Source organism: Nocardia seriolae NBRC 15557, assembly GCF_007990715.1.
Classification (GTDB): domain Bacteria; phylum Actinomycetota; class Actinomycetes; order Mycobacteriales; family Mycobacteriaceae; genus Nocardia; species Nocardia seriolae.
Genome location: NZ_BJWY01000035.1, coordinates 1 through 24,287 on the forward strand (window position 1 = coordinate 1; position 24,287 = coordinate 24,287).

Here is a 24,287-nt window from a genome sequence, read left to right on the forward strand (position 1 = left end):
GAGGCAGAAGGGATCTGTTCTAATCCGCGCTAGCCGCCAGTTCTATGACTTGCCGCTATGCGGTCGGTGAATGGCATCTCGACCGGTTTATGTGCTGGCAAATCAAGCCGCGAAATACCGGACAGAAAGGTCACCTCGTGGGGCAACCGTGTCCGCCTGAGACCAGAGCGAAGATCTCGGCAGTGAAGCGGAGCAAAAATCGAGGCAAGTACGTTATTGGCAGCTTACGGGGGCAGAAGGAGATCACTGCGATCGTAGGACACGATCGGCACGGAAACATCCTGTACACGTATCGGTGCACGCGATGTGGGTCTGACCACGGCCCGAGTCCGAGCTCAGTATTCCGACGAAAGTACACCAAGTGCTGCCAGCAGCGTTTGGCGGAGAAGTCCAACGACCGAGGTCATTTTTAGGTAACCGGGAGCTACATCGCGCGGGTCAAGAACAGTGCAAAGAAGCGCGGGATCGAGTACTTGGTTACTGCTGAACAACTTTGGGAGATCTGGCTACGTCAAAGTGGTCGCTGCGTCTACACAGGAAGATCTCTCGTCCTCCCAGCGGAGCGTTCTGGTGGTGATGCGTCACTAGATCGTATCGACAGCTCGAAGGGCTACGCCATCGACAACGTGCAGTGGGTCCACAAGGACGTCAACATGATCAAATGGGAGCTATCGGAGGAAGTGTTTCTCGCAACCTGTTTGGAGATCGTCAACCATACTGAATTCGGGATGTCCGAGTGGAGCCGCGTCGCATGCTCGGTTGGATCCACGAGGCTTCGCTGGACGGGCTGTGCCTGATCGAGGGCCACACGGACGTAGACCGTCATTGTGGAGCACATTCGGACCTGGTGCGCGAGTACCGGCTGTCGTGGGAGATGCTGCCCGACGCGGCGCTGGACGATGCGGGCGTGTGGGAGGCGTTGCTGGACAACGGGATGCCGCAGACCGCGCTGATGCGGCAGCTGCCGCGGCTGACCCGGCTCGGTCTGCTGGCCCCGCTGGGCGCGCGGACGTGGGCGATCGCCGAGCAGTTGGCCGATCGCGACCGGCTGCGCCGGGCTCGGGTGCACCCGGTGAATGTGTTTGTCGCGCAGCGAACCTACGCGAAGGCGCGGTCGGTACGTGGTGAAAGCTCTTGGGAGCCTTCGCGTCCGATCGTGGATGTTCTCGACGCGGCGTTCTACGCGGCATTCGAGGCGGTCGAGCCGACCGGTAAGCGGCACCTGTTCGCGCTGGCCGTGTCCGGGTCGGTGACGGCGTCCGTCTCGGGTATGCCGTTGAGTGCCCGCGAGGCGTCGGCCGCGCTGGCGCTGGTGACCACGTCGATCGAATCCGAGTGCCAGATAGTCGGATTCACCTCGGGCAGCGGGTACGGTTCGCGGCGGGACACCGGTCTGACTCCGCTGTCGATCAGCCCGCGTCAGCGGCTCGAGGACGCCATCCGCGCGGTCAGCGATCTGCCGTTCGGCGGCACCGATTGCGCGCTGCCGATGCTGTACGCGCTGGAGCGCAAGCTCCACGTCGACGTGTTCGTGGTCGCCATCGACAACGGAGACGTGGGCGGGCCGGATGCATCCGCATCAGGCGCTGGCGCAGTACCGGCGCGAGGTCAACCCGCAGGCGAAGCTGGTCGTGATCGGCATGACGGCCACGAACTTCACGATCGCTCTTCCGGACGACGCGGGAAGGTTCGATATCGCCGGTTGCGATTCGGCGGTACCGGCTTTGCTGGCGGACTTCGCGCGCGGGCTCTGACGGCCGGTTCCGGCAGGTCGCTGCCACCCGGTGGAATCACCGGGTGGCAGTGGCCCGTGAGTCTGGATACGGTCGCAGCGTGTCCGGAAATCTGACCTTGGCCGATGTGCTCGACGATGCCGCGCTGCTGTCGTTCGAGCATCAGATGCATCTCTCGGAGGTGCTCGGCGAGCATTCGTTCAATGTGAACCTCGCCGAGCGGCGCTTCGAATTTCGTTGTGCGGAACGAACTCTCGTCTGTACCGGGATGCATATGCTGGGTAGCGCGGCGCCAGGTCCGCAGTCCTGGCTGTGGTCGTGGGCGAACCCGACCGGCTATCCGGCCGAGGTGGTCGCGGTGGCGAAGGCCGTGCAGGAGTTCGGTGCTCACCATGGAATTACCGAATTGGCCGCCGCAGAGGTGCCTTTCGGCGCGTTCGGTGACGACCTGGAACCCCACCAGGTGTCCTGGACCATGATGGAGCTGGCCAAGCCGATCTCTGGTCACTGGACCTCCTATCAGGGCAATGTCGGCAATGGCACCTTCGTCGCCTTCCTCGTCGAACACCCTGAACTCCGCCTGCCGCCGCCGTCGGGCCCGCGCCTGCTCCGCGTGCTCTCCCAGGGCGTCGCCGAACTCGCCCTGACCGACCACCGCCGCGCCGTGCACAGCTACCTGACCCGCCGCGGCCTCGCGGTCGCCTTCGCCCCGAACGGCGAATCGCTGCGCTTCGACAGCCCCGCCGTGAACGGCACCGTCGACTTCGACGAGTACGGCCGCATGGCGGGCATCAATGGCGGCATGTCCGCCTGACCCCCCGAGGCTCAGTCGGTCCAGAGGCGGGTGTCGTGTGACTCGATCAGCGCGCGCACCCGGCCGACCGCTCGCTCGGCCGGTTGCGCGGGCAGTCGCCGCCCGTCCCGGAGCCGCACGGCCACTTCGCCGTTCGCGGTCTCGGCGGGGCCGAGGACGAATTGGTAAGGAACCAAACGGTTTTCCCGGATGCGCGCACCCAGGCTGCCGGCCTCCGCCTCGATGACGTCGACGCGGAGGTCGGCGGCGAGGCAGCGTTCGGCCAACTCCGCGGCTGCGCCCGCCTCGGCCTCCGATACCGGCAGCACCACCACCTGAACCGGGGCCAGCCAGGCGGGAAACGCGCCGCCGTGCTGTTCGATCAGGTGCGCGACTCGATCAGGTGCGCGACCGCGCGGTCGACACTGCCGATGATGCTGCGGTGCACCATGACCGGGCGATGCTTGTTCGCGTCGGGCCCGATGTAGTGCAGGTCGAACTGCTCGGGTTGGTGGAAGTCGATCTGCACGGTGGACAGGGTGGCCTCGCGGCCCGCGTGATCGGTGACCTGGACATCGATCTTCGGACCGTAGAAGGCGGTTTCGCCCGCGGTCGACTCGTAGGGTAGGCCGGAGCGGTCCAAGACCTCGGTCAGCAGCTCGGTCGCCCGCTGCCACATCTCCGGGGCCGCAACGTATTTCCCACCGGAACCGGGGAGGGACAGCCGGTAGCGCGACGATCGAAACGGGGATCAGCGCGCCGGGACGGTGTCCGGCGTCGTGGTCGACTGTGCGCGCTGCATGATCGGGACCGTACACCGCGCTCGCCGTCCCGCAAAGCGATTTCCGGTGCGCCGGGGGAACATCGGTCAGAGTGCCGTGTCCTGCTTGCGGCCCACGAGCACCAGGTTGCCGTCCTCGAAGCGGGCGAGGTCGCCGGTGGCTATCTCCTTCATGGGCGGCTCGCCGAGATAGCCGCGGCACAGGTTGGGGCCGGAGAGGATGAGTTCGCCGTCGTCGGCGATGCGCGCGTCCACGCCGTCGACCGGCGGGCCGAGCAGGTCGCCGCGGCCGGAGAACTCGAGCTTGTCGCCGCCGGAAGCGACGGCGACCGGCAGGATTTCGGTTCTGGCGTAGATGGCGAGGAATTCGGTATCCGGCAGCGCGGCGCGGGCGCGGCGCAGCAGCGCGGTGGTGACGGGCGCGCCCCCGAGCGACATCTCCTCGATATGGGTGGGCGCGGCCAGCTTCCCGGACTCGATGGCGTCGAGGACCACCGCGAGATCGGCGGGCGTGAAGTACGCGTGCGTGGCCGTGCCGAGCGTGCGCGCGAAGCCGATCGGGTCGATATGGGTCGCGAAGCGCGCATACCGCGGCATCGACCAGCGCGCCCCCTCGAGCACCGCGGGCAACCCCATCATCGGGTGCTCGGTGTGCAGGTGCGAGCCGGGCATGAGGCTGGTGCACCCCGCCATCGCAGCCAGTCCCGCACCCAGTGAACCCCGGCTGTGCACAATGGCTTTCGGGTCGGCGGTGGTGCCGGAGGTGAAGACGATGAGCGCCTCGGCGTCCGGATTCTCGACCGGCGTATCAACCGTGGACCGACTGGCCGGTCCCGACCAGCCGGGCTCGGACCCGACCAGTTGCCGTAGCGGAATGGAGCCGCGCGGCGTCCCCGGTAGCCGCGTCCCGCTGTGGATGTGCCGCATCGGCAACCGCCCGAATTCCGGTAGTGACACCCCGAATTCCGGTAGTGCCAGCCCGAACTCCGGTAGTGACAGCCCGATCCGGTGTCCGTACCGGCGCAGCGGCCCGCTCAGCAGATACATCAGCGATTCCGTCGCGGCCCAGCGCGGTTGCACCAATTCCATTTGCCGGGCGAACAATTCGGGCCCGACCCCCGGATCCACGAACACGATCGTGCCGCCCGCCGCGACGGTGCCCAGGATCAGCACCACCGCGTCGACGTACGGCCGGATGGCGAACAGCATGCGGTCGCCGGGCTCGAAACCCTTGCTGTGCAGTCGCTTCACCACCAGGCGAATTCGGGCGTCCAGTTCGGCGAAGCTGAGCGCCGGCTCCCCGATCATGCCCAGCGCGGGCGCGTCGGGGGTCCGCAGCACCTGCTCCCGCAGCAGCGCGGTGAAATCCTCACCGCTCACCGGATGTCCACCAATTCCGGTTTGTGCCGTTGCTCGGCGTACCGGGGGAGAGTCTTGCGCACACCCCAGGCTCGCACGCGCACCCAGCGCTCGTTCATCGTCCCCTCCGGTGGATACGGTGCCCGGGCTTACGGTTTCGGCAAGCGGTAGGCGATGGCGGCGGCCGAGGGGCCCGCCCCGGCGGCCACGCACAAGGCTACGTCGGCCCGCGCGAGCTTGCCGCTGTCGCGGGCTGCCAGGTATGCGACGGGCAGTGCCGAGGTTTGGGCATGGCTCTCGGTGTCGTCGGCCGCGACCGTGGTGATGCCGAGCCGCCGGGCCAGCAGGTCGGGGAAATCCGCGGTGGGGCGGCCGCAGATGAGGACGGTGCGGTCGAGGTCCGCGTCGGCCACCTCGAGCGCCTCGCCGGCCGCCGAAATCGCGTGGTGCAGGAGCTCCTCGACACTGCTGGAACGGTTCACCAGCATCGAGGACCGACCGGTCGTGCCCATTTCCGACGGCCGCGGATATCCCTCGGCCGGCCGCCCATCGGTCGCGCTGATATGCAGCGCCCCGAATCCGGCCGTCCCCGGCGTCTTTTCCAGCAGCATGGCCGCGCCGACCGGCTCGATCGGGAAACCCGGCTGCGGCCCAGCCGATTTCGACGGCCGCGCGTCACCGGCGACCAGCAGCACCCGGTGTACGGTCGGGGCTTCCAGCAGCGCCTGACTGACCTGGATCGCATTGAGAATGCCGCAGGCCCCGTTCATCAGGTCGAACGACAGGCACGGCACATCACCGCTGTGATATTCCAGCCCGATGCCCGCCCGCTGCTGAATGAGCGCGGACATGGCCGGTTCCGCCATATTCGAATCGCGATAGCCGCCGGTATTGATCAGCGCGTCGATCCGGTCCGGCGTGATACCGGCATCCGCCATGACCCGGCGGGCGGCGGCCGCGGCCTGCTCGATGGAGTCGCCGCCGATTTCGGTGGCTACGGAGGAGATTACGATTCCCATGCTGCATCACACCCGAATATCGGCGAGCATCACCGACGGAAACCCGGCCACGACGCCGGTAGCCGCGGGCACCATCGATACCTTCGCCCCGGACGCTATCCGCTGTTGCTCGGGCGTGTCGGGTAAAACCACGAAATGCGAGGTGGGCGCAATGAATTACATTGCGGAACAACGCATCAGCCGCGGCGCGCGAAACGTCCCGATTCGGCCTGATCGCGCGGCTTCACCACGATGGTGTCCAGATTGACGTGCGGCGGGCGCGAGGCCACGAAGCCGATGATCTCCGCGATGTCCTGTGCCACCAGCGGATCGATGCCCTTGTACACATTCGCCGCACGCTCCGCGTCGCCGCCGAATCGCACCAGCGAGAACTCGGTCTCCACCGCGCCCGGCGCGATCTCGGTCAGCCGCACCGGCTTTCCGAGCAGCTCACCGCGCAGCGTCCGGTGCAGCACCGCCTGCGCGTGCTTGGCCGAGGTGTAGCCGGAACCATTGTCGTAGACCGACATGGCGGCCACCGAGGTGATGGTGACGATCAGGCCGTCGCCGGAGTCGATCAGCTTGGGCAGCAACGCCTTCGTGACCCGCAGCGTGCCCAGCACATTGGTCTCCCACATCCAGCGCCAGTCGTCGAGATCGGCCTCGAGCACCGGGGCCAGGCCCTTCGCGCCGCCCGCATTGTTGACCAGCACATCGCAGCGCTCGACGGCGTCGGTGAAGGCGCGCACCGACTCCTCGTCGGTGACGTCCAGCGGCAGCGCCGTCCCGCCGATCTCCGCGGCCAGCGCCTCCAGCCGATCGACCCGGCGGGCACCGACGTACACGTGGTACCCCTGCTTGGCGAGTTCGCGGGCGGTTGCCTCGCCGATACCCGAACTGGCTCCGGTCACCACAGCGGTACGAGTGCTCATGCACCTGAGCTTAGGCAGGGCGTGTCGGCGGCGCGTCGCGGGTGGTTAGCCTCACTCGCATGGCTATTCGGGATGTAGTGAGCGCGGACGGCACGACCATCGTCTACCGGGTGACCGGTGCGGAAGGGGCGCGGCCGCTGGTGCTGCTGCACGGCTGGGCCGGGAACCTGCTCAAGTGGGGACGTGCGACGGACCTGCTCGCCGAGCACTTCCGGGTGATCGCGGTCGATCTGCGCGGCCACGGCTACTCCGACGCCCCCGAGACCGGATACGACGATCCGAAGAACTGGGCCGCCGATATCGCAGCCGTGCTCGCCGGTGAGGGCATCACCTCCGGCGCGATCCTGCTCGGCTGGTCCTACGGCGGCATCGTGCTGTCGGATTACCTGACCGCCTACGGCACCGGCGCGCTGGCGGGCGTCGTCTATACCGGTTCACAGGCGAATATCGGCCGCGGCGTCCCAGGCGCGGAAACCGGTCCCGGCATGGGCAAGGCCATCCCGGATGTCTTCGACGAGAGCGCGGGCAAGGCCATGCGCGGATTCGCGGCCTTCGGCAATGCCAATACCGGTCCGGGACGCGACAAGGGCGTCGAAGCCCAGCGCCTGTTCGGCGGCAGCATCGCCACCCTGCCCCGGGTCCGCAAGGCTTTGTTCTATCGCACAGTCGACAACACCGAGACCCTGCGCGGCCTGAACGTGCCGGTCCTGGTTCTGCACGGCACCGCGGACCCGGTGGTGCCGATCGAGAACGGCCGCCACATCGCCGCCACCGCGCCCGACGTCCGGACCTCCTACTGGGAGGGCGCGCAGCACGGCCTCTTCATCGAAGATCCCGAGCGGTTCGTGTCCGAGGTCACAGTTTTCGCGAGCGACCTGGATTGATAGCGAATTCGCATTCACGTCGACGAAAATCCTTGTGAAGCAGGTCACTTGGGAAGGTAACCACCGCATGAGGTGTTGACCTCGGTGTGCACACTGGAGTGGTGAGTCAACGACCGGACGTACGGCCCAATCGGATTGCCGTGCTATCGGTACATACCTCACCACTTGCCCAGCCGGGGACGGGTGACGCAGGCGGCATGAACGTCTATGTGCTGCAAACGGCCATCGAACTGGCCAAGCGCGGGACCCAGGTCGAGATCTTCACCCGGGCCACGTCCTCCAATGACGAACCCGTCGTCGAGGCCGCGCCGGGCGTGCTGGTCCGCAATGTCGTGGCCGGGCCGTTCGAGGGTCTGGACAAGCACGATCTCCCCACGCAGCTGTGCCCGTTCGCCGCCGAGGTGCTGCGGACCGAGGCCCGGCATCCGGTCGGTCACTACGACCTCATTCACTCGCACTACTGGCTGTCCGGTCAGGTCGGCTGGCTGGCGCGCGACCGCTGGCGGGTGCCCATGGTGCACACCGCGCACACGCTGGCCGCGGTGAAGAACGCCTATCTGGCCGATGGTGATTGCCCCGAGCCCGCGGTTCGCGAGATCGGTGAGAAGCAGATCGTCGCCGAGGCCGACCGGTTGGTCGCCAATACCGGTGAGGAAGCCCGCCAGCTCGTCGAGCTCTACGGCGCGGATCCCGACCGTATCGACGTGGTGCTGCCGGGCGCGGACCTGTCCCGCTATCGCCCCGGCGACAAGCTCGCCGCCCGCGCTGAACTCGGACTGCCCGCCGACGAGCGCATCGTCGCCTTCGTCGGCCGCATCCAGCCCCTCAAGGCCCCCGACGTCCTCGTCCGCGCCGCCGCCCGGCTGCTCGCCGACGAGGCCGCCCGGCCCGATCCGTTCCGCCGCCCGCTGCGCGTGGTGATCGTCGGCGGACCCTCCGGCAGCGGCCTGGAGCGACCCAACGCGCTCATCGAATTGGCTTCCGCCCTCGGCATTTCCGATCGCGTCACCTTCCTGCCGCCGCAGCTCGCGCACCGCCTGGTGCAGGTGTACCGCGCCGCGGACGTGGTCGCCGTGCCCAGCTACAACGAGTCCTTCGGCCTGGTCGCCATCGAGGCGCAGGCCAGCGGCACCCCCGTGCTCGCCGCCGACGTGGGCGGGCTCGGCACCGCCGTGCGCGACGGCGTCTCCGGCCTGCTGGTCCCCGGCCACCGCACCCCGGACTGGGCCGACGCCCTGAGCTCGCTGCTCGACGACCCGGCCCGCCTGGCCGTCATGGGCGCGGCCGCCGTCGACCACGCCGCCAACTTCTCCTGGGCGCACACCGCCGACGGCCTGCTCGACAGCTATACGGCCGCGCTGTCCCAGGCGCGCGCCAGCCGCCTGCGCGGCGGTAGCCTGCATACCGACGGCAATCAGGCCAGATCGAGAACATTGACCGGCAGTAGCCCGCGAACAATACGCCGGGAGGTCGAGCCGGCATGGCGGCGGCGGACGGGAGCACTACGCAGATGAGCGAGGTCGAGCGCGCGGCCGACTGGACGCCGCGCCCGCACGCCAGCACCGGCGGCCTGAACGACGAAACCGCCCGCGCCACCGCACAACTCATCGACGAGACGCTGCGCGAACGCGAAATCGAATACACCCGCGACGCCCCCGACCTGTTCGTCGTCGTGCTACCCGGCGAACGCAAACTCAAGACCGTCATCGGCGTCAGCGTCGGTAAGCACGGCGTGCGCATGGAGTCGTTCGTCTGCCGCAAGCCCGACGAGAACTTCGAGGGCGTCTACAAATTCCTGCTCCGCCGCAACCGCCGCCTCTACGGCGTGGCCTACACCATCGACCGCGTCGGCGACATCTACCTCGTCGGCCGCATGTCCAACGACCGCGTCACCCCCGACGAACTCGACCGCTGGCTCGGCCAGATCCTCGAGGCCGTGGACGCCGACTTCAACACCCTCCTCGAGCTCGGCTTCGCCGAATCCATTCGCAAGGAATGGAAATGGCGCGTCTCCCGCGGCGAATCCCTGAAGAACCTCCGCGCCTTCGAACACCTCGTGGATTCGGCCGACAAGCAGTAACCAGCTGGCACAATCGCACCGGAATCCCATCGACGAAGGAGACCGGGCGGCATGACAGCGCTGGCACTGGATATCGGGGCGACGAAATTCGCGGCTGCGCTGGTCGATCCGGCCGGGGCGGTGGGGGAGTCGCGGCGGGTCGGGGTACCGGAATCCGGAGTGTGGGACGCCTGCCGGGGCCTGCTCGCCGAGGTGGCCGGAGATATGCGGATCGGTGCGGTCGGGATCGGGTCGGCGGGACCGGTGGATATAGACGCCGGAGTATGCGGTCCGCTCAATATTCCGGAGTGGGCCGACGGGTTCCCGATCGTGGACTCGGTACGAAAGTTGTTTCCCGAGGCCGAGATTCGCCTCGCCATCGACGGCGTGTGCCTGGTGTTGGCCGAACAGCGGCTCGGGGCCGCGCGCGGATTCCGGAACGTTCTCGCCCTGACGGTGTCATCGGGCATCGGGGGCGGCATCATCTCCGATGACCGGGTTGTCATGGGCCGCACCGGGAATGGCGGGCACGTCGGTCATATCGTGGTGCCCGGTCAGGAGGAGCCTTGCGCCTGCGGTGGTTTCGGCTGCGTCGAGGCCGTGGCCAGCGGGAAATCCTCGGTGCGCTGGGCTCGGCGGCAAGGCTGGGCCGGGATCTCCGGGGTGGAACTCGCGGCCGCCGCGCACGCGGGGGAGGCGATCGCCGTGGCCGCGCTGGAGCGGGCGGGCACCGCCATCGGGACGGCCGTCGCCTCGGCCGCCGCCCTGCTCGACACCGACCTGGTCGCCATCGGTGGCGGTTTCGCGCAATCCGGTGAGCCGCTGTGGGCTCCGCTGCGTGCGGCCGCGGCCGCACACGCCCGCCTGAAGTTCCTGCGTGAACTGCGAGTGGTGCCCTCCGAACTGACCGATCAAGCCACCCTGCAAGGCGCGGCGATCCTCGCGCTCGGGCGCGGATAGATCTGCGTTCGAGCGGGCATAACCGCAGCGTGAGGGCCGGGGATGCAGGGAAATCCCCGCGTGGGAGGATGACCCCATGACGTACACCCTCGTTTTGCTGCGCCACGGCGAGAGCGAATGGAATGCCCTGAACCTGTTCACCGGTTGGGTGGATGTTCGCCTCACCGACAAGGGTGTCGCCGAGGGCAAGCGTGCCGGGGAATTGCTGGCCGAGCACGGGATTCTGCCGGATATCGTGTACACCTCGCTGCTGCGCCGGGCGATCAGTACCGCCAACAATGCTCTCGACGCCTGTGACCGGCACTGGATTCCGGTGGTTCGGGACTGGCGTCTGAACGAGCGCCACTACGGCGCGTTGCAGGGCAAGAACAAGGCGGAGATCAAGGAGCAGTACGGCAACGACCAGTTCATGCTGTGGCGTCGCAGCTACGACACCCCGCCGCCGCCGATCGAGCTGGACAGCGAGTACTCGCAGGACGGCGACCCCCGCTACGCGGGCATCGAGGTGCCGCGCACCGAGTGCCTGAAGGACGTCGTGGCCCGCATGGTCCCGTACTGGGAGGACACCATCGCCACCGATGTGCGCGCCGGTAAGACCGTTCTCGTTGCCGCGCACGGCAATTCGCTGCGCGCGCTGGTGAAGCACCTGGAGAACATCTCCGACGAGGAGATCGCCGAGCTGAACATCCCCACCGGCATCCCGCTGAAGTACGAGCTGGACGAGAACCTGCGCCCCATCGGCACGGGTGTCTACCTCGACCCGGAGGCCGCCGCGGCGGGTGCCGCCGCCGTCGCCAATCAGGGCGGGAAATAACAACTCTCGTCGACTCTCGGGGCTTCGCCTCTGAAACCCTCGAAATGGTGCCTCGCCCAATGCGATTGGGCGGGGCATTATTTTCACGACAATTGAGTGTGATGCACATCTCACTACGTGACCGTAGGGTATTCCTTGCTGCCGCAGTCGAATTTGCCGAGTCGTTGCCCGTTCAAATGGGTATCTGTAACTCGGGGTTTGCAACTTACTTTCGAGTAGATATGCTGCTGATCGTTCGACCATTTGCGAGAGGTAGATCACGTTCGATGGAGCACGCGCTACGGGCCACGGTGCTCGCCACCTCAGCCGCTCTGCTCCTCCCTTTGACCGGCATAACAGCCGATGCCGACACCCCCACCGGCCCCGACGGCGGCGCCGCCGGCGCCGCCTGGACCGCCGCCGAGGACGGACCGCAGCAGTACCCCAACGTCTTCATCGAGTGGGACGTCCCGATCACCATGAGTGACGGCACCATTCTCAAGGCCAACGTCTACCACCCGGCCGACGCCGCGGGCCGCCCCATCGCCGCTCCGACGCCGACCGTCGTGAACATGACGCCCTACACCAAGCTGGTGTCGAACGTCGCCGACAGCGCCATCTCGATTCCCGGCCTGGGCGACACCCTGCTCAACGTCTTCCGGAACATCCGGCTGGACGGCACCCCGATCACCGGCTTCGGCGAACTGCTGAACGCGGCGGGCAACGGCGAACTCCGCAACTTCTCCGTCGACCGCCAGCTCATCAAGTCCGGTTACACGCAGGTCGTCGTGGACGTGCGCGGCACCGGCTTCTCGCAGGGTGAGTGGGACATGCTGCGCGGCCGCGAGCAGCAGGACACCGTCGAGGTCATCGACTGGGCGTCCAAACAGGGCTTCAGCAATGGCCGCATCGGCATGAACGGCCTGTCCTACTCGGCCATCAACCAGGTGCAGGCCGCCGAGAAGCAGCCGCCCGCGCTGAAGGCCATCTTCCCCATCGTGCCCGGCAGCGACCTCATCGACGACGTGCTCGCGCCCGGCGGCGGCTTCGGCTTCAACTTCATCCCGCTCTGGCTGGGCGCCATCAACGGCCTCAAGTGGGTGCCGGACCTGGCCTCGATCGCCAACGGCGCCTTCGACTTCAAGTGGCTGCAGGATCGCGCCGACGATCCCTTCGGCTACCTCGACGTGCTCATGTCGGCCTACACCAGCACCTCGATGGACACCATCGACCCGCGGGTCAGGGAGATGCTCAACGGCCTCAGCCAGGAGCGCGGGGAATGGCTGGGCGACCCGAGCCGCATCCAGATCCCGACCTTCGTGACCGGCGGCTGGCACGACCTGTTCACCTACTCGGAATCCAAGATCTACAACCAGATTCCGCTGCCGACCGGCCAGAAACAGCTGCTGATGGGCAACACCTACCACGTCACCTCGGGCGCGGACGTGAACCGCGTCGGCGCACCGCCGCGCCTGGACGTGCTGCAGCGCGCCTGGTTCGACAAGTGGCTCAAGGGCATCGACAACGGCATCGACTCCTACGGTCCGGTGACGCTGAAGACGCAGGGCGGCGGCTGGAACACCCAGGGCGGATTCGGACCCACCGCACCGGTTTCCGAGGCCGCCGACTACCGGCGTATGTACTTCTCGGCGCAGTCCTCCGGCACCGCGAACAGCGTCCACGACGGCTCGCTCACCGCGGCCGCCAATGGCGACACCGACCGGCTGTCCATCGCGCCCGGCCTGTACACCGTCTGCTCCAATGACGCCGCCCAGGCCAGCGCGGGCGCGCTGGACCTGCTCGACGCCTGCGCCAAGGACAACCGCATCGCCGAGACCAACGCGCTCACCTTCACCAGCGCGCCGGTGGCCGAGGCCACCACCATCTCGGGTCCGATCGCGGTGCACCTGAATACCGTTCAGGACGCCGCCGACGGCTACTGGACCGTCACCGTCAACGACGTCGCCCCAGACGGTCAGTCGACCGTGCTCACCTCGGGCTCGCTCATGGCCTCGCTGCGCCAGGTCGACGAGGCCAACAGCACCCGCTCGGCCAATGGCGACTACACCGACCCGCGCGCCTTCACCTCGCTGGACAAGCGCCAGGAGACCGTGCCGGGCGAGGCGACCACCCTGGACATCGCCCTCAGCGGTACCCAGGCCGTCCTGCAACCGGGCCACCGCCTGCGCGTGGACGTCTTCGCGGGCAACTTCCCCAAGGGCCTGCCCATCCTCCCGATGCTCATCGACACCGGCCTGAAGCCCGAGCACCTGCAGCTCGATCCGGATCGCCCGAGCTTCGTGAACATCCCGGTCCGCGGCAATACCGGTTGGTGAATCCGCTTCTCCGGGACTGAAACCCCGGGCGTGCACAATGGCGTGCACGCCCGGGGCTTTCTTTTGCGCACGGTCAGGATTCGCGATCACCGACCAGCACGACCTTGCCGGTGACGGTGCCGGATTCGGCGAGGGTGAGCGCACGGGCGGTCTCCCGCAACGGGATTCGGGCCGCGATCTGCGGGTGCAGCACGCCGCGCTCGGCGAGCTCGAACACCCCGGCCAGATCCGCGGCGAGCCGTGCCCGGAACCGGGAGAGCCGGCGGCGTCCGGCCCAGATGTTGTAGAAGGACGCATTGCGCTTGTTGGGCAGCGCATTCCACCACAGCAGCCGGGCGAACAGCTTCAGCACCGGCAGCCTGGAATCGCCCTCCTCGTTCTTGGTGGCCGCGCTGCCGTAGGAGACCAGGGTGCCGCCGGGGGCCAGCAGCCCGAAGGAGTCCACGATGCCGGGCCCGCCGACATGATCGAAGACCGCGTCCACCCCGCCCGGCGCGAGCGCCCGCACCTGCGCGGCCACATCCCCGCGATAGTCCACCGGTGTCGCGCCGAGCGTGGCCACCGCGTCCGCATTGCGCGCCGACGCCGTCCCGATCACCCGGATCCCCGCGGCCCGCGCCAGCTGCACCAGCGTCGAGCCGACGCCCCCGTTTGCGCCGTGCACCAGAATCGTCTGCCCCGCACGGACTTTCGCCGACCGGTGCAGCATCTGCCAGGCGGTGATGCCATTGACGACGAAGGTCTCCGCCGCCTCCGCGCCGAGCCCGTCCGGGACCGGGACCAGATCCCCCGCGGGCACCGTGAGGTGACTGCTCCAGCCGCCGATCTTGGTCAGCGCCGCGACCCGGCGGCCGATCAGTGCCGGATCGACCCCGGCTCCGACCGCGACCACCTCGCCGACGATGTCGTAGCCGGGCACGAACGGGAACGCGGGCTGGTCGTAGTACTTGCCGCGGCGCATCTGCTGTTCGGCGAAGGAGACTCCGGTCGCCTCCATCCGGACCAGCGCCTCGCCCGGCCGGGTCGGCGGCAGTTCGCGGGTGGTGACGGTCGGGCCCTCGGGCTCGACGCGTCCGGGGAGCGCAACTTCGGTGGCGATGATGGTCGACATCGGTCCGCACCTTCCAGGTGTGTGACTGGTCAATCACTCTTGGGTTGAAAGAAAACGCCCTCGGTCGGAGGGCGCGTGCAGCTCAGTTGTAGTGGCGGATACCTGCGGTCAGGGTGGCGGCCCAAGGGCCTTCGGTGGCATCCAGGCCGAGGGTGGTGATCAGGTGGCACAGCTGGCCGTAGGCCATGAAGTGCTGAACCTGCTCTCCGGTCGCGTCGGAACGCGTTTGGGCGAATTCGGTGATGCGCTGCAACCCGCGGCGCATGGCCGTGGCGATATCGGGTGTATCGGCCGCCGACAGGGCGTGTACCTGCAGCATGAGCAGGCTCTTGTCGACGATCAATTCGGCGTAGGCCCCGCCCACTTCGTGCAGGACCTGCTCCGGGTCGCCGCCCGGTATCCGGGCGGCGCCGGTGGCCAACGCCCCCTCGACCCGCTCGAAACACCGGTCGAGGGCGGCGACGAACAACTCCACCTTGCTGGGGAAGAGCTTGAACACATACGCGGGCGAGATGCCGGCCGTCACGGCGACGGTGATTGAAGCCCTTCACCACCCGTGAGCCGGGCGCCTCGGCCGAAATGCGTTCGGCCACAGCCGGTTCGGTGAGGGCGAAACCGCCGCTGCCGGGCGCGAAGCCGTCCGGCGCGAAGGCGTTGGTGCAGTCCAGCAGGATTCGTCCGTCGAAGGCGCGCCCGACGGACGCCAGGACTTCGGACAGCGCGTCGACCGGTAGGGCCAGCAGTGTCACCGCGCCGAATCCGGCCGCCTCCGTGATCGTCACGGCCCGCGCGCCGTCGCCGATCGCCGCGGCGGCTGCGGCCGCCTGCCCGGCGGCGCATGGAACGGATGGGTTTGCTGGAACGTCGCAGGTACGTGGAAGCGCCTCCGCGCGTGGAGTATTCGCTGACCGCGGCGGGCGTCGATCTGCTGCGCCCGATCTTCGCGCTGGGGGAGTGGGCGGACCGCCACGGGGATTCCGTGCGCACCGCCCTCTACGGCGACCCCGAGGACTGAACCGTCGTCGCGAACGTGGTTGCCACAAGGGCGCTCACCGGTGGCGACACGCTGACCGAACATTGCGTAAACACCGGGCTAACGAGCGTGGAAGGACCCGTGACCTGCGTGAAACTTCCAGCACCCGGGGTTTGACCAGGCTTGGACGACCGTACGATTCAAGATGTGAGCGTTCCACAGGCCGTGCTTTTGGCAGTCCTGGCGGCCGTAGTCGGACTGGCCGTCGGAGGACTGCTCAGTCCGTATGTGAACGCCCGCCAGGAACGCCTGCGTGCCGCCACCGATACCGGGCTGACCATGTCGCAGGTCCTGGACCTGATCGTGCTCGCCTCCGAGTCCGGCATCGCCGTGGTCGACCAGTACCGGGACGTGGTGCTGGTGAACCCGCGTGCCGAGGAACTGGGCGTGGTTCACGACCGCCTGCTCGACGAGCGCGCCTGGGCCGCGGTCGAGCAGGTGCTGGCCGGCGGCCAGGACGTGGAATTCGAGCTCACCGCCAAGATCCCCATGCCCGGCCGCGCCCGCCTGGCTGTCCGAGGGGTTGCTCGACCGCTCTCCCAGGAGAATCCGAACTTCGTGGTCCTGTTCGCGGACGACGATTCCGAGCAGGCCCGCATGGAGGCCACCCGCCGCGACTTCGTCGCCAATGTGAGCCACGAGCTCAAGACCCCGGTCGGCGCCATGAGCCTATTGGCGGAGGCGTTGCTGGAATCGGCGGACGATCCGGATTCGGTGCGGCACTTCGGTGAACGCCTACACGGTGAGGCCCGCCGCATGGGCAAGATGGTGACCGAGCTGATCGCGCTGTCCCGCCTGCAGGGCGCGGAGCGGCTGCCGGAGCTGGAGGCCGTCGACGTCGACACCGTGGTCACCCAGGCCATCGAGCGCTCCCGCAATGTCGCCGAGGCCGCGGGCATCACCGTCTCCACCGACGCCACCAGCGGCCTCGAGGTGCTCGGCGATCAGACCCTGCTGGTGACCGCGCTGTCCAACCTGGTCGAGAACGCCATCGCGTACTCCCCGCGCGGCTCGCACGTGTCGGTGAGCCGGGCGCTGCGCGGCGGCTATGTCAATATCGCGGTCACCGATCGCGGCATCGGCATCTCCAAGGAGGATCAGGAGCGCGTTTTCGAGCGTTTCTTCCGGGCCGACAAGGCGCGCTCGCGTGCCACCGGCGGTACCGGCCTCGGGCTGGCTATCGTCAAGCATGTGGCCGCCAACCACAACGGTGAGATCACCCTGTGGAGCAAACTGGGCACCGGATCGACGTTCACGCTGCGCGTCCCGGCCCATCCTGCCGATTCCAACGGGCAGGGCGACAAGAAGCTTGCCACCGGTGTTCCGGTGGCCAAGAAGGAAAACGGCCCAAGTCCCCTCGGGCGGGCCAGAACCAACGGTGTGGAGGCAACCCGATGACGAGTGTGCTGATCGTCGAGGACGAGGAGTCGCTGGCCGATCCGCTCGCGTTCCTGCTGCGCAAGGAGGGGTTCGAGGTCACCGTCGTGGGTGACGGTCCCTCCGCGCTGACCGAGTTCGATCGCGCCGGTGCGGACATCGTCCTGCTCGATCTCATGCTCCCCGGCATGAGCGGCACCGACGTGTGCAAGCAACTGCGCGCTCGCGGCAGTGTGCCGGTCATCATGGTGACCGCGCGCGACAGCGAGATCGACAAGGTGGTCGGCCTGGAGTTGGGTGCCGACGGCTACGTCACCAAGCCCTACTCCTCGCGCGAGCTGATCGCCCGCATCCGCGCGGTGCTGCGTCGCGGCGCGGGCGAGGAGCCCGACAACGGCAGCGAGACCAGCGTGCTCGAGGCCGGTCCGGTGCGCATGGATGTGGACCGCCACACCGTGCAGGTGAACGGCAAGGCGGTGACCCTGCCGCTCAAGGAGTTCGACCTGCTCGAATACCTGCTCCGCAACTCCGGCCGCGTGCTCACCCGCGGCCAGCTCATCGACCGCGTCTGGGGCGCCGACTACGTCGGCGACACCAAGACCCTCGACGTCCACGTCAAGCGCCTGCGCTCCAAGATCGAGGCCGACCCGGCCAAGCCCGAACACCTGGTCACCGTCCGCGGCCTGGGCTACAAGCTGGAGGCGTAAGCCCCCGGGGCCTTCAACACACGGCTGAGAGCCGTTGACAGCTGTGCATGCGGGCCGACGGTCGGGTGCCGAAACAACTCTGGGCGTACCCGGTGAGTTACCCCGACCGTCACGAAATCAGCCGTCACGTTTCATACGTCAACGAAAGAAGTCCGCCCGCCTCGCGATTCGCGAGGCGGGCGGACTTCATGCTTTCTCCCGACCAAGATCCGTGCAGCCCCCCGGCCGTTATCGGCGACCTACGCGTTGGGGTCGTTCTTCATGGTGTCGACCCACGCGGGGCCGAGGCCGGGCAGTTCCTGCCGGTCCAGGATGATCCAGCCCAGACCCGGGTTGTCCTGCTGCATGCAGTCGTACAGCGGCACGTCCACGCCGTTGCCCTTGCACGCGATGGTGTGGCTGGTGCCGTACGGGCTGACGATGATCTGCTTGCCCGCGTCCTTGGCGCCCAGCACGGCCGGGTCGTTGTACACCACGAAATCGGCGGTGTGGTCGGAGTACGCGTTGGGATCGGCGTTATCGGCGAAGGCTTGCGGCGCGATGGAGACGACGGCACCGGCGGCCAGGGCCGCGACGGCGAGGGTTTTCTTGATCATGGCCTGGATTTCTAACACGTTTCGGTGAATAGGCAATAGCCGGTCGATGTCGGGCGCACTTCCGGCTATTCACAGACCGAGGTCACGGGACCGTCGGGAATTCGAAACATACTTCCACGCAGGTTGATTCGAACCCCGGTGCCGGCACCGATTGTTCACCTGCCGGACACCCGCGCCATTACGAGCCCGCGCTGCCGGTGAGCCCGCCGAGCAGCCCGCCCAGCGCCGAACCCGCGCTGCCGGTATTGCCGCCGCCGGTTCCCCCGGCGCCGGTGCCGCCGCCCGGCTGGGACGGGTCGCTCACGGTTACGGCGATGGTCTTGGTATTGCCGCCCTGCGAGGCGGTGAGTAGGTGCTGGCCTGCGGTGGTGGGCGTCCAGTCGATGCTGGAGTAGCCGACCGGCCACGGGACCTTGCCGGCCGGGGTGAGGCTCTTGCCGTTGTCCGACCAGTAGACCAGCAGGCCGATGCCCGCGCCGCTGAGATTGGCGGTCAGCGTGTATCCGGTGTTGATCGTGTAGGGGGCGCTGCCGGAAATGGACACCGAGTCGACGGTGGCGGCGGCCTGCGGCGCGGCCAGCACGGCCACGGCGGCGGTGGCCGCGAGCCCCGCGACGCCGGCGCCGATCCGGCGGGAGATGCTGCTCATGGGAAAAAAAGTCCTGTCTCGCCTGCTAGTTCGGGGTGGTCCCGCTGCTGCCGCTGCCGAGCGGCCCGGCGGACCCGAAGCCGCTGCCGGAGCTGGTGGACCCGGAGCCGAACGGCGCGTCGGCGACGTCCACCACGATCGACTGGCTGTTGGGTCCCTGCGAGGCGGTGATGATGTGCCGTCCCGTGGTGCTGGGCCGCCAGCTGATGGAGGCGTGGCCCGGGGGAGACGGGATGCGCGGCGGGCCGATCTCGTTGCCGTTGTCGCTGAAGTACACGAGCAGGCCGATCGAGGCGCCGCTGAGCGTGGCGGAGATGGTGTACGCCTTGTCGACCACGACGTTCTTCTGGTCGATGCTGACCGTGTCGACCGCGGCCAGGGCGTCGGGGGCGGCGATCACGGCCGTGGCGGCGAGGGCGGCGAAACCGGTGAGTCCCACGCCGATTCGGCGCGCGCCGAATCTGGATGATGTGTTGCGCATGTGTTGCTCTCCTGTGCTGCGGGCGAGGGAGGTGTACGGGCTTTCGCACCTTAAGGGGAGAAGCATTTGAAGCGCAGGCGTTTCGAAAAAATTCTGAAGCAAGCGTCCGCTTGCTTCAGGTGGGCGTGACGGATCCCGGAACAGCACCCGTCACGCCCCGCGTCCGGGTCTAGCTGCTGCCGAACAGTCCGCGCAGCAGTCCGCCGACCAGCGAGCCCGCGCTGCCGGTGGCACTGCCCGAGCCGCTGCTGCCACTGCCGCCGCCGCTCGGCTGCGTCGTGGTCGGCGAGGTGGTCGTGGTCGGCGGGGTGGTGGTCGTGGTGGTCGGCGGGGTGGTGGTGCCGTCGGCGACATTCACGATCAGGGTGTTGGTGCTGCTGCCCTGCGAGGCTGTGATGATGTGCTGGCCCGCGGTGGTCGGCTTCCAGTCGAGGCTGGCGTTGTAGGGCGGCCACGGCACCTTGCCTGCGGGGGTGAGGCTGTTGCCGTTGTCGCTCCAGTAGACGAGCAGGCCGAACGACGCGCCGGAGAGGCTGGCGTGGAGGGTGTAGGTGTTGCCGACGGTCCAGTTCGATCCGGAGACGGTGACCGAGTCGACGCTGGCGTGGGCGGCCGGAGCCTCGTGTGTGGTCACCACGGCGACGGCGCCCGTCGCGATGGCCAGCCCGGCGAGACCGATGCCGAGATGGCGGCCGCCCAAGGGGAATTTGCTCACTATGCGTACTCCTGTGCTGCGACCCCTGCGGGTAGGGATCGTTCGCACAGTAGGTGAGCGGCTATGTGAAATATGCCGATTTCAAAAAATTACCGGCAAGTTTTCCGCTACTGCTTGGCGGGCTTCGCCTTCTTCACGGCCTTCGCCTTGGCCGGAGCGGTCCCCGCCTTGGCCGGAGCGGACGCCGTCTTGGCCGGAGCGGACGCCGTCTTGGCCGGAGCGGACGCCGCTTGCCGCGACTCGGCCGCCTTCTCCTCCGCGATGGCGGTCGCCGGGTGCGCGGCCACGATGCCCAGGCCCTGCCGGCGCTTGCAGTGCTGCGCCAGCTCGTCGTAGGCGGGCTTGCCGATCAGCTCGATCAATTCCGGCGCGTAAGCCTCCCACACCGGCCGGGTGCCGACGTGTGCATCCGGGGATCCGGTGCAGTACCAGTTCAGATCGAGCCCGCCCGGACCCCAGCCGCGCCGGTCGTATTCGGTGATGGCGGTGCGCAGGATCTCCACCCCGTCGGGCCGGTCCACCCATTCCTGGGTCCGCCGGATGGGCAGCTGCCAGCACACCTCGGGCTTCACGGTGAGCGGTTCCAGGCCCTTGCGCAGCGCCATGGTGTGCAGTGCGCAGCCGATGCCCTCACTGAAGCCGGGCCGGTTCAGGAAGATGCACGCGCCATCGACACGCCGCGTGCGCAACGCCGGTTCGTCGTCGAGGTCGTCCTCTTCCAGATACAGCTTCTTGCGGACCCGGCCCTTGTCGTCGACGGCCCGGTCCATCAGCTGCCAGTCGTCGGCTGTGAGCATTTTCACAGCCTCGTGCAGCTTCTTGCCGTCCTCGGCGTCGGAGAGGAACGCGCCGTGCGAACAGCAGCCGTCGTTCTCGCGGCCGTCGATGATGCCCTGACAGGCTGGAGTGCCGAAAACACAGGTCCAGCGCGAAAGCAGCCAGGTCAGATCGGCCGCGATCAAATGCTCGTCATTTGCCGGATCGACGAATTCGATCCACTCCCGGGGGAAGTCGAGTTCCACCTCGGGCGCCGGATCGATCTTCGCCGCTGGTCGAAGCCCGGTCGGCCCGCTCGCCGATGCACCTGCCGTCACAACGCGGAACGCTAACAGCTCAGTCGCCTGGCCTGAAGTCGTGACGCACCCAGTACCGTGTTCTTGTGCGGCTCGGTGTACTCGATGTGGGAAGCAATACCGTCCACCTGCTCGTGGTGGACGCGCATCGTGGTGGACACCCGATGCCTATGAGCTCGACGAAGTCCGCGCTGCGGCTGTCGGAGAGCATGGACGACCAGGGTCGGATCACCCCGACCGGCGCCGCCCGACTCACCGCTACCGTAGCCGAATTCGCAAGCATCGCAAAGACTTCCGGTTGTGTGGAGTTGATGGCCTTCGCTACCTCCGCGGTCCGCGAGGCCACCAACTCCGAAGAGGTGCTGGCCCGGGTGCGGCGCGAGACGGGGGTGCAGCTCGAGGTGCTCTCCGGGGTCGACGAGGCTCGACACACTTTCCTCGCGGTGCGCCGCTGGTACGGCTGGAGCCCCGGGCGGATTCTGAATCTGGATATCGGCGGCGGCTCGCTCGAGATGAGCAACGGCGCCGACGAGGATCCGGATGTGGCGCTCTCCCTGCAACTGGGCGCGGGCCGGCTGACCCGGGACTGGCTGCGCCACGATCCGCCGGGCAAGCGCCGGGTCGCGGTGCTGCGCGACTGGCTCGACGCCGAGCTGGTGCTGCCGAGCAAGCAGCTGCTCGAGGTGGGACGCCCGGATCTTGCGGTGGGCACCTCCAAGACCTTCCGCTCGCTGGCCCGGCTGACCGGTGCCGCCCCCTCTGTTGCGGGACCCCGGGTTCGGCGTACCCTCACGAGTTCCGGCCTGCGGCAGCTGATTGCGTTCATATCGAGAATTACGGCCGCCGACCGGGCAGAATTGGAAGGCGTAAGTTCTGATCGGTCACAGCAACTCGTGGCCGGCGCGCTGGTCGCGGAGGCGAGTATGCGGGCACTGTCCCTGGACACGCTCGAAATCTGTCCCTGGGCACTGCGAGAGGGATTGATCTTGCGCAAACTGGATACCGACCTGGATAGCGAACCGATAACCGGCGGCCCCGAGGGCGGCCTGTCGGGCCCGATCGAAACGGTGTCTCGATGACCGAGGATGCAAGCCAGCTGTCCGTCGCCGAACTATTGGCACGAAACGGGCAGCAAAATGGGACCCCCGCGAGCGGTGGGGGGCGTAGACGTCGAAGCGGCCGTGGCATTTCCGTCGCGGAGCTGACCGGTGACATTCCGGTGGTGCCGCGGGCCGGATCGTCGTCACATGCCGCACCGGACGACGAGGCGGCCGCTCCCGCGCCCGAACACACCCCGATTGAATCGGACTATTCAAACTTTTCGAACTTCTCGAATAATTCTGATTACTCGAACTTTTCGGAATATGCGGACCTCTACGCCGCCGCGTCATCGGGCCGGCCGGAAACTCCGTCCTACTCGATGCCCGATTCGGAACCCGCGTATTCCCCGGTCTCCGGGCCCATTTCGTACTATGACCCGCTGGCGCCGGCCCTGCAGCCGCCGTCCCTACCCGAGCCGTCCGGTCAGGACTGGTCGGCCGGCCTGAATTGGCCCCCGACCGAGAACCCGCTACAGCCGGACGGTCGCGCCACCGGCGGAGGTCGCCGCCGCAAGCCGGATCCGCTGGATTCCGAGGTGTCCCTGGATCGCCTGCAGGGCACCGAAACCCCCGCCCCGCCCCGCGAGGGCGGCCGTCGCCGCCGCTACGACCCGGACGACGAGAACACCGACGAGGTGCGCCCGTTCCGCGGTGAGGCCGCCCCGCGGCCGCCGCTCGAGGAGCCCGCGCGCACCCAGTTCAACCCCGCGGCCCGCGCGCCCTTCGAAGACCGCACGCGGTTCGATCCGGCGGCTCCCGCGTGGCCGCCCGCGCCGGGACCCGAACCGCTACCGCGCAATCCGCGCCCGGATCGTCCCGGTTACGACGCTGACCTTCCGGGATTCGACGCCAACCGCCCGGGCTTCGACGGGAATCGTTCCGGCTTCGAACCCACGCAGGCCGCCCCCGCCGCCCCGCCGATGTCGCGGTCGGCCCGCCGGCACGCGGAGGCCCAGCGGCAGTCCGCCCCGCCGGCCGAGCGCCGCGGCGGCGTGGATCACGGTGCCGCCAACGGACTCCCGGCGTGGTCGGCGCGAAGACGACCGGGCCCCGAACCCGCACCGGGCGCACCGGTGGCCGGACCGGGCGCACCGGTGGCCGGACCGGGCGCACCGGAGCGCGTGGATCAGGCGGCGGTGCCGACCGCCGCGTGGTCGTCCTCGCTGGCCGACGACGATCAGCAGCTGCTCTCCGGGCAATCGGTTGCCGGGGATCTGCTTCGCGACGCCCACGATCGCGATGTGGAACGCGCGGACCGGAATTCGCGGAACAACGGCAATCGGCGCGGCGGCGGTTTCCGCGGGCGTACCGCGGTCGCACCCGAACCCGATCCCGCCGATCACCTCACCGACTTCTACGAACCGCTCGACGACGACTACGACGATTACGACGACGAGCCCGAAACCTCCATGGCCGGACGGCTTTCCGCGTTCACGCAGAAGGCCGGCGCGCTCGGTCGCAAGGCCGCGGGCGGTTCCCGGGCCAAGCGCACCGCCGGCGCCGAGTCCGCCGCCGCCCGTTCGCGCGCCAAGGGCCGCTCCGACGAGGACGAGCACCGCCGGCAGTGGCTGATGATCGCGGGCCAGAGCGTGGGCGCGGCGGTCGCGGGAATGTTGCTGTTCAAGGGTTTCGAGCGCATGTGGGAAATGCTCCCGTGGGTTGCCCTGACCCTGGCGATGATCGTGATTCTGGGTCTGGTCGCCTTGGTGCGGGTACTACGGCGCACCGATGACATTTTCTCCACTGTGATTGCCGTCGTCGTAGGCGTCTTCGTGACGCTCGGACCGCTAGCCTTTCTACTCAGTACGAACTGAGCA

Annotated in this window: 25 protein-coding genes; 13 read left to right on the forward strand and 12 right to left on the reverse strand. The window is 68.1% G+C overall.

Going from position 1 to position 24,287, the window contains the following annotated elements; all coding sequences use genetic code 11:
• Positions 1 to 751: 751 nt before the first annotated feature.
• Together NS2_RS13400 and NS2_RS13405 are read left to right on the forward strand one after the other, a co-directional pair.
• Complete coding sequence (locus NS2_RS13400; protein WP_261772280.1) at positions 752 to 1,849, forward strand: TROVE domain-containing protein; 1,098 nt, start codon at positions 752 to 754, stop codon at positions 1,847 to 1,849.
• Entirely contained in the window at positions 1,834 to 2,547 is a 714-nt protein-coding gene (locus tag NS2_RS13405) for a DUF6882 domain-containing protein (RefSeq protein WP_033087824.1), read from the forward strand. The genes NS2_RS13400 and NS2_RS13405 overlap by 16 nt, the downstream gene beginning before the upstream one ends.
• Positions 2,548 to 2,558: 11 nt before the next feature.
• Here the strand turns inward: NS2_RS13405 and NS2_RS37430 are convergent, their stop codons facing one another.
• From NS2_RS37430 to NS2_RS13425, 5 genes are all read right to left on the reverse strand, one after another.
• Positions 2,559 to 2,861: a His/Gly/Thr/Pro-type tRNA ligase C-terminal domain-containing protein gene (locus NS2_RS37430; RefSeq protein ID WP_228102597.1), complete on the reverse strand. Its 303-nt coding sequence runs from the start codon at positions 2,859 to 2,861 to the stop codon at positions 2,559 to 2,561.
• Between the two features lie 47 nt (positions 2,862 to 2,908).
• Positions 2,909 to 3,205, reverse strand: a complete 297-nt coding sequence (locus NS2_RS37435; protein WP_228102598.1) for an aminoacyl--tRNA ligase-related protein — start codon at positions 3,203 to 3,205, stop codon at positions 2,909 to 2,911.
• Between the two features lie 189 nt (positions 3,206 to 3,394).
• Positions 3,395 to 4,687 carry a class I adenylate-forming enzyme family protein gene (locus NS2_RS13415; protein WP_052086378.1) on the reverse strand — a complete coding sequence of 431 codons (1,293 nt, stop codon included), beginning with the start codon at positions 4,685 to 4,687 and terminating at the stop codon, positions 3,395 to 3,397.
• 128 nt (positions 4,688 to 4,815) lie between these two features.
• Entirely contained in the window at positions 4,816 to 5,685 is an 870-nt protein-coding gene (locus NS2_RS13420; protein WP_033087823.1) for a beta-ketoacyl-[acyl-carrier-protein] synthase family protein, read from the reverse strand.
• 176 nt (positions 5,686 to 5,861) lie between these two features.
• Positions 5,862 to 6,596, reverse strand: coding sequence for an SDR family NAD(P)-dependent oxidoreductase (locus NS2_RS13425; protein WP_033087822.1), 735 nt, complete (start codon positions 6,594 to 6,596; stop codon positions 5,862 to 5,864).
• Between the two features lie 59 nt (positions 6,597 to 6,655).
• On the opposite strand from NS2_RS13425, the gene NS2_RS13430 reads away from it, so the two are divergent.
• The 6 genes from NS2_RS13430 (at position 6,656) to NS2_RS13455 (ending at position 13,628) form a co-directional block, all read left to right on the forward strand.
• Positions 6,656 to 7,480 (forward strand): alpha/beta fold hydrolase, encoded by an 825-nt coding sequence (locus NS2_RS13430; RefSeq protein ID WP_033087821.1) that lies wholly within the window; start codon positions 6,656 to 6,658, stop codon positions 7,478 to 7,480.
• Positions 7,481 to 7,566: 86 nt separating this feature from the next.
• Positions 7,567 to 8,994, forward strand: coding sequence for a D-inositol-3-phosphate glycosyltransferase (gene mshA, locus NS2_RS13435; RefSeq protein WP_370737296.1), 1,428 nt, complete (start codon positions 7,567 to 7,569; stop codon positions 8,992 to 8,994).
• Complete coding sequence (locus NS2_RS13440) at positions 8,991 to 9,560, forward strand: type III secretion system chaperone family protein (RefSeq protein ID WP_081985901.1); 570 nt, start codon at positions 8,991 to 8,993, stop codon at positions 9,558 to 9,560. Before mshA ends, NS2_RS13440 begins: the two co-directional genes overlap by 4 nt.
• Positions 9,561 to 9,611: 51 nt before the next feature.
• On the forward strand, positions 9,612 to 10,499 hold the full coding sequence (locus NS2_RS13445) for an ROK family protein (protein ID WP_033087820.1): 888 nt from the start codon (positions 9,612 to 9,614) through the stop codon (positions 10,497 to 10,499).
• Positions 10,500 to 10,575: 76 nt separating this feature from the next.
• Entirely contained in the window at positions 10,576 to 11,313 is a 738-nt protein-coding gene (locus tag NS2_RS13450) for a phosphoglyceromutase (protein ID WP_033087819.1), read from the forward strand.
• 266 nt (positions 11,314 to 11,579) lie between these two features.
• A complete protein-coding gene (locus NS2_RS13455) occupies positions 11,580 to 13,628 on the forward strand; it encodes a CocE/NonD family hydrolase (RefSeq protein WP_033087818.1) in 2,049 nt (682 codons plus the stop codon).
• Positions 13,629 to 13,701: 73 nt separating this feature from the next.
• On the opposite strand, the gene NS2_RS13460 is transcribed toward NS2_RS13455, so the two are convergent.
• Both NS2_RS13460 and NS2_RS13465 read right to left on the reverse strand, forming a co-directional pair.
• Positions 13,702 to 14,739: a medium chain dehydrogenase/reductase family protein gene (locus tag NS2_RS13460; protein WP_033087817.1), complete on the reverse strand. Its 1,038-nt coding sequence runs from the start codon at positions 14,737 to 14,739 to the stop codon at positions 13,702 to 13,704.
• A gap of 82 nt (positions 14,740 to 14,821) precedes the next feature.
• On the reverse strand, positions 14,822 to 15,265 hold the full coding sequence (locus tag NS2_RS13465) for a TetR/AcrR family transcriptional regulator (protein WP_177327183.1): 444 nt from the start codon (positions 15,263 to 15,265) through the stop codon (positions 14,822 to 14,824).
• A 312-nt stretch (positions 15,266 to 15,577) separates the two neighbouring features.
• Here NS2_RS13465 and NS2_RS13470 point away from each other — a divergent pair, with 312 nt between their 5' ends.
• The 3 genes from NS2_RS13470 (at position 15,578) to NS2_RS13480 (ending at position 17,856) form a co-directional block, all read left to right on the forward strand.
• Positions 15,578 to 15,754, forward strand: coding sequence for a winged helix-turn-helix transcriptional regulator (locus tag NS2_RS13470; RefSeq protein WP_081985897.1), 177 nt, complete (start codon positions 15,578 to 15,580; stop codon positions 15,752 to 15,754).
• 165 nt (positions 15,755 to 15,919) lie between these two features.
• Positions 15,920 to 17,170: a sensor histidine kinase gene (locus tag NS2_RS13475; RefSeq protein WP_036545868.1), complete on the forward strand. Its 1,251-nt coding sequence runs from the start codon at positions 15,920 to 15,922 to the stop codon at positions 17,168 to 17,170.
• Entirely contained in the window at positions 17,167 to 17,856 is a 690-nt protein-coding gene (locus tag NS2_RS13480) for a winged helix-turn-helix domain-containing protein (protein WP_033087815.1), read from the forward strand. Before NS2_RS13475 ends, NS2_RS13480 begins: the two co-directional genes overlap by 4 nt.
• 239 nt (positions 17,857 to 18,095) lie before the next feature.
• On the opposite strand, the gene NS2_RS13485 is transcribed toward NS2_RS13480, so the two are convergent.
• The 5 genes from NS2_RS13485 to NS2_RS13505 form a co-directional block, all read right to left on the reverse strand.
• Entirely contained in the window at positions 18,096 to 18,452 is a 357-nt protein-coding gene (locus tag NS2_RS13485) for a hypothetical protein (protein ID WP_033087814.1), read from the reverse strand.
• A 178-nt stretch (positions 18,453 to 18,630) separates the two neighbouring features.
• Positions 18,631 to 19,101, reverse strand: coding sequence for a hypothetical protein (locus NS2_RS13490; RefSeq protein WP_033087813.1), 471 nt, complete (start codon positions 19,099 to 19,101; stop codon positions 18,631 to 18,633).
• Between the two features lie 25 nt (positions 19,102 to 19,126).
• Positions 19,127 to 19,582, reverse strand: a complete 456-nt coding sequence (locus NS2_RS13495; RefSeq protein WP_143161481.1) for an Ig-like domain-containing protein — start codon at positions 19,580 to 19,582, stop codon at positions 19,127 to 19,129.
• Between the two features lie 169 nt (positions 19,583 to 19,751).
• Entirely contained in the window at positions 19,752 to 20,297 is a 546-nt protein-coding gene (locus NS2_RS35995; protein ID WP_033087811.1) for a hypothetical protein, read from the reverse strand.
• A gap of 107 nt (positions 20,298 to 20,404) precedes the next feature.
• A complete protein-coding gene (locus NS2_RS13505; protein WP_228102600.1) occupies positions 20,405 to 21,391 on the reverse strand; it encodes a DUF3109 family protein in 987 nt (328 codons plus the stop codon).
• A gap of 65 nt (positions 21,392 to 21,456) precedes the next feature.
• On the opposite strand from NS2_RS13505, the gene NS2_RS13510 reads away from it, so the two are divergent.
• Both NS2_RS13510 and NS2_RS36000 read left to right on the forward strand, forming a co-directional pair.
• Complete coding sequence (locus NS2_RS13510; RefSeq protein WP_033087810.1) at positions 21,457 to 22,449, forward strand: Ppx/GppA family phosphatase; 993 nt, start codon at positions 21,457 to 21,459, stop codon at positions 22,447 to 22,449.
• Positions 22,450 to 22,790: 341 nt separating this feature from the next.
• Entirely contained in the window at positions 22,791 to 24,284 is a 1,494-nt protein-coding gene (locus tag NS2_RS36000) for an Rv0497 family membrane protein (protein WP_052486664.1), read from the forward strand.
• Positions 24,285 to 24,287 lie beyond the last annotated feature (3 nt).